Origin of the sequence: Spiroplasma sp. hyd1 (genome assembly GCF_016082235.1) — a bacterium.
GTDB classification, from domain to species: domain Bacteria; phylum Bacillota_I; class Bacilli_A; order Mycoplasmatales; family Mycoplasmataceae; genus Spiroplasma; species Spiroplasma poulsonii.
Genome location: NZ_JXYY01000044.1, coordinates 1 through 11,121, shown reverse-complemented (window position 1 = coordinate 11,121; position 11,121 = coordinate 1). Strand labels below are relative to the sequence as shown.

Below are 11,121 nucleotides of genomic sequence, written 5' to 3'. Positions count from 1 at the left end.
TATATATATATAATGCAGGTAAATCTTGATAAAAAGTTTCAAGATAAGAAAAGGAGAAAAACAAGTAATGAAAAAATTACTAAGTTTATTAAGCGTATTAACAATTAGTGGAACTGCTATCCCAACAACAATTGCCGCTAATCCTTATCAAAAAGAAGAAACTATAAATAGTGATATTAATTATCAACAAATAAATAATTTAGAAAAATTAAATAGAAATAAAAGAGGATTTAATGATAATAGAGATGAAATAGAAGCTACAGGAAGATATAAAGATACCTTATATGCTTCATTTAGACCTGCTTTATTTAGAGAAATTACCTCACATCGTAATAGCAATCTGGGAAATTATAATCGTTATAAAGAATTAGTTAGAAATAGAATTTTTAATGGTGTTTGAATGGATGAAGGAATTCATCAACATGCTGGATGCTGTTCAAATAGTGATGATGCTGTTGATTTATTCATAAAAGGAATGTGAAATAACTGAGATAGAATTATGAATGATTGAAATAATAATGGTGGTCAAACACACAGAATGAGAATAGTTATGAAAGTTAATCGTAATAATGGTAATGTAGATTTTATTTCTAGTAATGTAAGAACTGATGAAAGAAGTTATTAAATAAATCAAAGTAAAATGGAAATAAGTAATTTATTTCCATTTTTAAATAAATTAACAAACTATAAAAAGAAAGGAATTTATAAAAAATGAAAAATATATTAAGTCTTTTAGGAACAATAACTTTAATTGGAACAAGTACAACAAGTTTAGTTGCTTGTAATACACCACATGAATATACACCCAAAGAATTAGCAAAATTAAAAGAAGAAAACAAAATAAATACAATAAATGAAACTATTAAAAACAATTTAGAATGAATAGCACAACAAGAAAAACCATTTAATAATGTTGATAATAAATGATATTATGTAGTATGGCGTGGTGATGAAAAATTAGATTGAATAATTATCAAATTTAAAAATATTAATAATTTAGAAGAAGGAAAAAAACACAATATTGATAAATTAAATGATGATACACTAGATATATATTACATAAAAGGTGAAACAAATCAATTATTAACTGTTTATGACAGTAAAAGAAAATTAATAATACCTTGAAATAATAAATTTGAAAATGGTGCTTTTCCACCATTAAAAACTTGAATTAAATCAGTTTATCGTTGAAATTTAACTACACAAGAACCTGATTTAGTTATTGAAAAAGATGGGACTGTAAAAGTTAAAGAAGAATAAAAAAGAGTTTATTAGACTGCACCCCGTTTAGTAAGTATTAATAAAAAGGTTTATAAACTTTTATTTATTATATCTTTTTCTTTGCGGCTTGAATATCATTTATTTCATTTTTTAACATCATTAATATATTTATCATGCGATAAGTAAATATTGTTATGAATTGTTGCTTTTTTTAATAAAGAATGAAAACTTTCGATAACAATATTATCAGCACAATGATAATTTTTACCCATAGAAATTCTAATTCCATTAGATATACACTTATTATTATATATTTTTGATGTGTATTGAAATCCATGATCTGAATGAATTATTATGTCACTCAAATCTTTTTTTGTTTCTTTAATTTTATTAATTGCAGCATCCAAATTGTTCATAACAATTTTGTTATCATTATATTTTGATCACTGCACATCAACAATTTCTTTAGTATGTCCATCAATTATTGTTGATTGATAATGTTTTTTACCATTTCAAATTAAATAAGTTACATCAGTAAATAAAACTTTAAATTTTTCTTTAATACTATTAAATTTACGATTTACTAAATCAGGATATTTAATTATATTTTTATTTTTGGTCTGTTTTATTAATATTTTTCTGCGTATGCGTTTTACATATTCAGCTTGAATATTATTTTCATTCATAATTCGTAATACTTTTTTAGCATTATAAATAATCTCATAATCTTCTTTTAAATATTTAGTTATCCGACGATATCCAAATTGTTTTAAATTTTCTTCATAGACTTTTACAATATTTTTAAGTGATTCATTATCCTTATGGCTGATTGAATAATTTTTATATTTATCTCAATAACTACGTTTTAAACCCGTTACATCAAGCAATAATTTTAATGAATATTTAGCACGATTTTCTTTTATAAAAGATACTATTTTTTGTTTATTTAATTGTAAAAGTCATGGAGCTTTTTTAATAATTCATACCTAACTTTGTAATAGTTTAAATCTTTTTTCCCAAATGGTTCTTTTGGACCTTTTGGTGTATTTAAAATTCCTTTTTTAAAATTTATTTGTCATGAATTAAGTGTTTTTATATTTACTTTATATTTTTGTGCAACATAAGTAAGTGATGTTTGTTCAATTTCTTTTACTGTATTTTTTCGAAATTCTGCAGTATATGTTTTAAATTTTTGTCCTTTTCTTGCCATTAAAAAATGCACCTCCTCTAAAAGTTTAGTAAAGTTCTTTTTTAATTTTACTTACTTTTTGGGGCGCAGTCTTTTTAATCTCTTTTTTTCTTTTACCGTGGTTTAATTGTAATTTGAATAGGACTAGTAGTACTATTTCTAATACCCAATACATTTTGATTATTAATATCTATTGTTATATTTTTATCATTACCCATTTTTTTAATATTTGGATAAGGTGGTTTATAACTTTCACGATTAAAAAGTAAATATGGCTTTATTATTTTTGAAAATCTAATTTTTAATTTTACATCATTAGTATAATATGCTTGTAAATAAGTTTCTGTAAGTTTGCTATTATTATCATCGCTAAATGATGAAGTTTTAACAGCAAAATACATTTGCTCATCATAATATTCGGGATTTTGACTATAATGATAAAAATTTCATATAGAACTAATACTATTATTTTTTTTCTCGGTATATCCAGTAGCGAATGTTTGAATTTCATTAGTTATATTATCAGTATATAAAGGAGGTATTGTATTATCAAAATTAATTTTATTAGATTGTGATTGACCCTCATTTTTAAAAATAAAACTATTTAATTGTCCTAAAACATAATCACAACTTGTAGTTCCATTTAAAATATTTGCACTTTTATCAAAAATAAAATTTTCTATATATGGTTTTTTACATTCAATTTGTAAACCACCAGTATTAATTATTTCTATAGTTTTATATGAACTAATAAATTTATCTATACTTTGAATTGTAGGATCAATTTGTTTTAAATCAATTTCAATCTCATAATAAGCAGAATTAAATTCATCAGGAAATAAATTAAAGTAATTAATTGTTCCAACTTTATACATATTATTAGTGCATTGTGCAGATGCTATAATTTTAGTTTTTAACGGCTGAATTGCATTTGCATCTCAAATATCTTTTGTATAAGGTTGATAGTTATATGGTACTGGTGGGAGAACATATTGTGGATAATTAAATGTTGGTATTTCATAATCATGAGGTAATAAGAAACTAGTTTTATAATTAGTTGTCATATCGCGTAAATAATTATTTAATGTACTTTTTGTTTTACCACGAAAGCTTCATACTGACAAGCGTAAATAATCTTCTTCATTATTGGTATATGGATTATCAGCATAAAAGATAATTTCAAAATTACCTTTATATAATGCTTGAATTGAAAACATATCAATTATATAACTACAATTTGTACCATCAGGTGTTTGTAAGAATTCTAAATCATTATCTTTTTCACTATCACTAACTGGTGTTTGAGCATCAATTGCTTTGGTTTGCTCATTAATTAAATAAACTTGGTTAGTTTTTTCATTTAATTGTTTTAAATTATAAGTTGAATAAACTAATTCTTCTGTTGGTTTACCATCATTAGTTAAAACAGTACCTTTGCATTTATCAGTTAATAAAGTTGTAAAACCTAAACTAGTAGCATTTGCCCCAAAAATAGCACCTACTTTATCATTTCCTTGTTCTCTAAATATTTCAAATGGTAAATAACCTTTACCTTTTGAGTTTTCAGACCAAAAGGCATCATTATAGAAACTATAAATATTAGCACTCATAAAACCATTAAGTCATTGAAAATTAGGTCAAGTTTTTTCATCTTGATTAATTACTCAACCTCATGGAATACCAAATGAAATAAAGTTTAAGAATTTACCAACTCCGCCTGGAATAGTAAAAGGATTAAATACTAATTTTTGTGTATAGTTTAAAGGTAATATTGTAATTTGACGATTAATAAAATTATTTATATTTAAAATATCTCAAACATTACATTTACCCATTTTATTATATTCAATTTGCACAGATCCTACTGTATTACCAAATTCATCTTTTCTTCTAAAATATGATGATGCTTGGGTACTAATAATATTATCAACTGTACCGCCATTTGTTTTTATTTTGCTTGGTGGTGTTATTTTTCAATCTTTAGACCAATAAAATTTAGAGTCTTTATCTTCTTTATGAATAGTTGTTCCAACAGTCGGATTGGTTGCTGTTGAACTCGCTTTATCAGTTATTACAATGCCCTCACTATTTTTTTGCTTTCAAAAGTCGTATCTACTTTCCATATCTTTTTTTCAATCTTCATAACCAGTTATCATTGTTGGTTGTATCCCTTGAATGTTATATCAACTTACTTCGGGTGATGCATAAGTATTTATTTTATCAGGTGGAGCAGGATACATGTTATACATTAATAAATCACGAGAATTCATTACTTTTTTATTAAATTGACCTTTAATAATTGGTCGGCCAATAACAGGCATATCAAAAAAGATAGGATTACCATAAAATTTAACCGCCATTGCTCTAACCCCTGGGTCTTTTAATAAAACCTCATCTAATTCAACAATACCTTTATTTAGTTTTTCATCATAAGTTATTTTAGGAAAACAATAACCTTCGCCTGGGGCACTTGTTTGAATAAATTGTCTTACTGCCAAACCACTATTACTAATTTTGTCATTAATACTTGAAAATGTAATTTCTTGTCATAAGAAACTGCCATCATAAGGTGAATAATAATTAATAACATTTGAAGGATATAATCATTGTCTATCTTGTGGTGCAGAATTAATATCACCACCACCAATATTTAAACCACGGTCATTAAATACAGTATAAAAATTATAATAGTCATTAATATTTAATTTAGTAATATCTTCATCTAAAATTAATAAAGTATATTGTCGTTCTGTTGATTGTTGAGTAAATACTTGTTCAAATTTGGCTTCACCAAATTGAATTGAACTTCTATCATCAATCATATAAGCATCTCAATATTTACCAACTTTAACTTCTTTTGTATAAAAATTATCTGCTTTATTATCATTATTTATAAAATAACTTAATTTATATTGATTTAAGTATTCTAACATTTTATTAACATCATAAATGTTTTCACCATCAATTAATTTTCAATAAACATTATTATTTTCATCTTTTAATTTTATCGCAAAAGGTGTTTCATTATTGGCTCATATTGTTGAGTTAACTGGTTGATTTTTAAAGTCATCAATAGTTAAGATATTAATTTCTTCACCTTTATATTTTTGAACTATTTTTAAACTATCTTGTCATTGAGCAATCGTACTTTCCATATTATCAAATATGCGTGAATAACTCCCATAATCACTTGGTTTAGCATTATTAGGCTTTCAACCTGTTTCTGTATCAGGTATATATGAACTATAAACATTAAAAGGAAATACCATTCAATGTCTATTATCTCTTATGTTTTCTCTTATTTGTATCAAATTATTATGAGCATCTCTTCTTAATTGCTCAATTCTTCCCATACTAAATTCCATTTATTTAATTCTCCTTAATTTCTGTTCTACCTTGTAAGGCATTTTGATTATTACCAGTTTCATCATATTCTAGTAATTTATTATTATGTTCCATTTCTTTTTGTTGCATAGTATCTTGTCATTTTTCTACTTTTTCATAATATTTTTGTGCTTCTAATTCATCAATATTATCATATTCAGTAATGGCTCTTATTGGTTCCATTGTGCCATTATCTAATCTAGTAGTAATTAATTCATTTTGTCGCATTTGGTCTACTAAACCAGCACTAACAAAATCAAATCCATAAGGTCTTTCACCAGTACCATCTCATAAACCATAATATTTTAAAACAGTATCAAACATTTTAGTATAATATTGTTTACGATATGCTTGTAAATATGCTTGTTTTTCTAAATCTTTGGTTTTAGTTAATAATGACTGTGTTTTATTTTGGTCATTATCTGATTTATCACCAAAAGGACTAGAAAAATGACATGCTATATATACTTGTTCAATAATTGATTTTTGGTCTTCGGTATATGTTTCTAAGGTTGGTGACCCTTGTACTACTTGTAAAGATTGGGATAATTGTCCATCTACTGCTGATTGTCCTGATTGAATAAAAATATCATCAAAAGCATCTTGTAATACTTTTTTATTGCCTTTGTTATAAGCAGTCATTAAATCATCATCTAATATCCCATATCAATGAGTACGGTTTGCTCATCTTTCTTTTGATTTAATATTAAAACTATCTTCTAAATCAAATTGTAATTTATAACAATTTGCCATTGTAGGTCATGGGTTTAAAGTTGTCGATGTAGATAAGAATAATGGATTAGGTTCATTAATCATTTCCCAAAAAGGGACAATACCTAATTTGTTTTTAAATTCTTGTACTAAAACAGGTCTAACATCATCTTTAATTTGTGTTTTACTTTGTCCAACAACTACTTCATTATTTTTTGGTCAACCTTTAATAACTATTTTATCTTTGGTACAAATTAAATTTAAAATAAAACCACTATCTGATTGATGATAATTTAATCAAATATCAGCACCTTGTTCAATTTCATTTATTTTACTTACGCGTGATGTAAAGTTAAATGGGTTAATTCATAAATCAATATTACCATCACTAGTTTCTAATAAACCGAAGATAGTTTTACCCATTAAACTTGCTGTTAATTCATTCTTATCTAATTTTTCTTTTATTTTATAAGTTTCATATCATCAATTTAATTTTTCTAAAATGTCTTTACGATGAGACTTAAATAAAATATCTTTACCATTTACTAATCGCATTTGATGACGAGCAATAATATTTGCTAAATTAATTGTTCAATCATAATTATAATATTTTAAAACACTATTAATATCATTTAAGTTTGGTAAACTAGGGAAAGTATTATTCATTGTTATTTTGCTCCTTTAATTTTAAAATAAGTGCATAATTAATAATATTTACTGTTAATAAATTTGGTTCATTTGCTAAAACTTGTACACATACTTTAACTTTTTGATATTTCTTAATATATTCGTTATATAAATTTAATTTACATATTGCGATATTATCTTTTTTTAATTCTTTACAAAGTCTTTTTTTAACTTGTCCACAAACAGACATATAAGGTCTTTTTGCATTTATTACACGCTCATCATGTATTACATAAATATCTTTTTTCATTAAGTTAATCACTCCCTTTGTTGTCATAATTTATAATCTGCTGAACTATTATGTTTAACCATTGGTACTAATTCAAAGTGTAAAGCATAAAAATCACTATCAAATGTATCATCATATAAATCTAACATTCGTTCTTCTCTTACATCAGGTTTATCTTCTCATTGAATTAATTCATATTGTGTTTTACTTACAGGACATTTTTCTCATAATCATTTTAATTGATTAGTATTTATTAACATTGTAAATGCTTCTACACGATGTTTTATTTTAAACTTCTGCTTTTGTGCTGGTTTAAAATGCATGTATTGACCAAAAGTATAATTATATTTTTCTTTATTTAAACTTTCTAGTGTTGCATAAGCACTATCATCAACATTAATTGATATACCTTGTTGAATTAAATTAAAGTATTGGTTTAATTGATTGTTGTAAAACTCTAAAATATCTTTTACTTGTTCTAATGGTCCTTTAAACTGCTGTGTAGCATTTGAGTGTGTATATTCTGCTACTTTATATGCTTTTTTATCAAATAAATTATATATTCAAAAACTAGCAGCGGTTGTATGTCCTTTTGGACTAGTAGAGTTTGCTAAATCAACACCACCTAATAATTTAGTAGGTTGAATAATATCTGTTGCTTGCATAATATCAATATATCTTGCAAAGATTGAACCACTAGTATTACCAGGCAATCCTCAACTCCAAACTCTTGCTCTTTCAATATCTAACTGCTCTAATCTTAATTGTTCATTAACTTTATCTTGTGGTAATTCATAATTTAATCTTCAACTAGAATAATGAATAATAATCTTCATATTTCATTTTTCAATATAATTTATTTGTTCATATTTACTACGCATTATTTCTTCATCAAAAGACATTAATTCATTACAATAACCAACAATATATCTTTTTAAACTTTCAGGATTACATGTATTAATTGTTATTTTATTTTGATAACCACGAATAGCAAACTCTAAATCACTTAAATCTTTTTGTTGAAATTGGTCACATTCTTCTCTTCAATCAATTACTAATTTATATTTATTTAAATCAGCAAACGCTTTTAATTTTTCTTTTCGACTTGGTGAATGTAAACCTTTACAATATATTTTGCTACCATTTGATAAAGTAAAAGTAAAATTAGATAAATTAATAGTATAAGAAATATTATTTTCATCTAACATATTTCAGATATTTTGAAATACACTATCTTTTAAATCTTTACTTCAATACATACTAGCAATAATACAAATTGGTTCTTTAATTAATAAACTAATTTTTAATAATTCACCAAACATTTTAATATTTGAAATAGTTTTACCACTATATCGTGTTCCAATTTGATTAATTTCATTAACTAACTCATATTTCTTTGCAAAGGGATATTTATCACCAACAGTACTATTTTGTAATAACCAATAAGGTGTTTCTAACAAATAAGTAAAATGATTAAGCATTATTATCACTTTCTTTTTTAATATCTCTAATATCCGTTTGTAAATTAACAATTATTGGCTGTTGATTATTTAAGTTTAATTCTTGTTCTAACTGTTTTTCTTGCAGTGAATATTTATAATTAAATGCTCGTTGTCAATATAATTTAGCACCATCAGGTGATTTCATCATAAAATTAATTATTTCACTTTCAATTCTATCAACTTGTTTTTCAAGCAAAGGAACTATCTTTTCGCTCGCATAAGTATCATATCTTCACTTGCGAGAAAGATTGAATTCATTGGTTAAATCATTCAAAGTATATGGTTTATTAGGTGATTTATTTTCTCAAAATTGCTCTATTTTACGATAAAAAGTCGCCAAACTTGCTGTTTTTGGATTAAATTCTTTCATTTTTACTCCTTTTATATGGTTAAATATAAGTAGAGAAAAACATGTACAGAAGAACTTGACAGGGTTCTTTTTTTTATTATCTATATTTTACATCAAAATAAAAAAAAGTAAATTACTTTACTTTTTTCAGTTAAATTAATTTGCTAATAATTAACACTTAAATTATAACATAATAAATAAAAAATAATATCTTTTTTTGCATTTTTATTATTTTTGTGTTAATGTGTAGAACTAAGGAAAGAGGGTAAAAAATGATGAATGTTGATAACAATTTTTTTAAGAATTTTATTAATTTATTATATATACAGAGTATTGAAATTATTCAACAAAGTTCAGAAGATTATGATAAATGAATTTTTAAAAATTACAAAATTGATAAAACTTTAAAAGAATTTAAAGATTATAAAGTAAAAGATAAAATTGAAAGAACATTAGTAATTTTAAATGGAAAAATAACTTTTAAAAGAAGAAGATATTATAAAATTAATCCAGAAACAGGTAAAGAAGAATATATTTTTCCTTTGGATAAACTTTTAGGCATTGAAAAATGACAAAGAATAGATAATTCTGTTAAAGAAAAAATATTATCATTTATTATTGAGAAAAAAAGATATAAAGATATTTTAGATACTATGGAACATGTAAAAATTAGTTTAATGACAATATCTAATATTATTAAAAATGCAAAAACTGATGAAGAATATTACATTAATAAAACTAATAAAAAAATAGATATTCCCCACACTTTATATATTCAAATGGATGGTACTTATTTGAAAATGTTAGATGCAACAAAACAAGGACGAAAAAAGATAAAAAAACACACAATAGTTTCTACTGTACATACTGGTTTTGATGAAGAAAAATATACTGTAAAAAGACCTGTAATTGCAAATAAATTAGGTATTTTTGAAATGGATAATATTCCAGATTATCTTAAAAAAGAAGCAAATTTAAAACCAGTTCTTTTAAAATTATTTACTTTAATTGAAACTCATTATAACATGACACCCAATATTGAAATTATGATTTTAGGTGATGGTGCACCTTGAATTAAAAATACTAAAAATTTTATGCATCAATATTTTCCTAAAAATAAAATTCACTATACAATAGATAAATTTCATCTTACAAGTAGATTTAAAAAACTATATCCGTTTCAAAGTAAAAACAAAGAAAATAGAGAAACATATCATAAAGCCGTTGATTATTTTTTTAATGCTAAATATGAAGAATTATTACAGTGTTTAGAAGATAGTAAATCGTTTATAAGTGATACTAAATTAGATTTTTTAAATAAAACTATTACATTAATTAAAAATAATGAAGAAGGTGTCAGAAATCAAACATTATGAAATAATGTTGGTTGTCATATTGAGGGTGATATTTCTCATTATTGAAAAGATGCTATGGTTAAAAAAGCAATTTATAGCGAAAAGACTATTAGAAATAAATTAAATTCTAGTATGAGGGAGTTTAAAAATAAAATTAATTTATTTAATACTAACGAACCATTAGAAGAAAATAGAATTAATTATTCAGTTAATAATTTTGTAAATAATAATTTACAACCAAACTTATATTTTTATTAAAATTATCTAATAAATTAAATAACTTTAATAAACATGTATTTTTGTCGTGGATAAATTTTTAAAAAAATACTGAAATATTGTTGACAATAAAATTAAAAGTAATACAATTTAAATAAGTAAGTGGTATATTATTCCACAATTTCTAAGATATTAATTTAAGACCCCAAAATAATTTATACGACCAANNNGGTCGTATAAAAAATATTGGGGTTTTGGAAAAAAACTCGGAAATTGAA

10 protein-coding genes are annotated in these 11,121 nt (G+C 24.1%); 3 read left to right on the top strand and 7 right to left on the bottom strand.

The window, feature by feature from the left end:
• Nucleotides 1-67 precede the first annotated feature (67 nt).
• Complete coding sequence (locus TS70_RS04945) at nt 68-625, top strand: hypothetical protein (protein ID WP_198049580.1); 558 nt, start codon at nt 68-70, stop codon at nt 623-625.
• A gap of 86 nt (nt 626-711) precedes the next feature.
• Nucleotides 712-1,260 (top strand): lipoprotein, encoded by a 549-nt coding sequence (locus TS70_RS04940; protein ID WP_198049579.1) that lies wholly within the window; start codon nt 712-714, stop codon nt 1,258-1,260.
• 50 nt (nt 1,261-1,310) lie between these two features.
• Here the strand turns inward: TS70_RS04940 and TS70_RS04935 are convergent, their stop codons facing one another.
• The 7 genes from TS70_RS04935 to TS70_RS04905 all read right to left on the bottom strand — a co-directional run bounded on the left by TS70_RS04935 (nt 1,311) and on the right by TS70_RS04905 (nt 9,293).
• Nucleotides 1,311-2,108, bottom strand: coding sequence for an IS3 family transposase (locus TS70_RS04935; protein WP_198049578.1), 798 nt, complete (start codon nt 2,106-2,108; stop codon nt 1,311-1,313).
• 59 nt (nt 2,109-2,167) lie between these two features.
• Nucleotides 2,168-2,431 carry a hypothetical protein gene (locus tag TS70_RS04930; protein WP_198049577.1) on the bottom strand — a complete coding sequence of 88 codons (264 nt, stop codon included), beginning with the start codon at nt 2,429-2,431 and terminating at the stop codon, nt 2,168-2,170.
• A 92-nt stretch (nt 2,432-2,523) separates the two neighbouring features.
• Complete coding sequence (locus TS70_RS04925) at nt 2,524-5,775, bottom strand: hypothetical protein (protein WP_198049576.1); 3,252 nt, start codon at nt 5,773-5,775, stop codon at nt 2,524-2,526.
• Between the two features lie 4 nt (nt 5,776-5,779).
• Entirely contained in the window at nt 5,780-7,171 is a 1,392-nt protein-coding gene (locus TS70_RS04920) for a hypothetical protein (RefSeq protein ID WP_198049575.1), read from the bottom strand.
• Nucleotides 7,164-7,442: a hypothetical protein gene (locus TS70_RS04915; protein ID WP_198049574.1), complete on the bottom strand. Its 279-nt coding sequence runs from the start codon at nt 7,440-7,442 to the stop codon at nt 7,164-7,166. The genes TS70_RS04920 and TS70_RS04915 overlap by 8 nt, the downstream gene beginning before the upstream one ends.
• A complete protein-coding gene (locus tag TS70_RS04910) occupies nt 7,442-8,902 on the bottom strand; it encodes a PBSX family phage terminase large subunit (RefSeq protein ID WP_198049573.1) in 1,461 nt (486 codons plus the stop codon). The genes TS70_RS04915 and TS70_RS04910 overlap by 1 nt, the downstream gene beginning before the upstream one ends.
• Nucleotides 8,895-9,293: a hypothetical protein gene (locus TS70_RS04905; protein ID WP_040092461.1), complete on the bottom strand. Its 399-nt coding sequence runs from the start codon at nt 9,291-9,293 to the stop codon at nt 8,895-8,897. Before TS70_RS04905 ends, TS70_RS04910 begins: the two co-directional genes overlap by 8 nt.
• Nucleotides 9,294-9,544: 251 nt before the next feature.
• On the opposite strand from TS70_RS04905, the gene TS70_RS04900 reads away from it, so the two are divergent.
• The gene (locus TS70_RS04900) at nt 9,545-10,885 is read left to right on the top strand and encodes an Mbov_0401 family ICE element transposase-like protein (RefSeq protein ID WP_198049572.1); all 1,341 of its coding nucleotides are present in this window, start codon (nt 9,545-9,547) and stop codon (nt 10,883-10,885) included.
• The last annotated feature ends 236 nt before the right edge of the window (nt 10,886-11,121 follow it).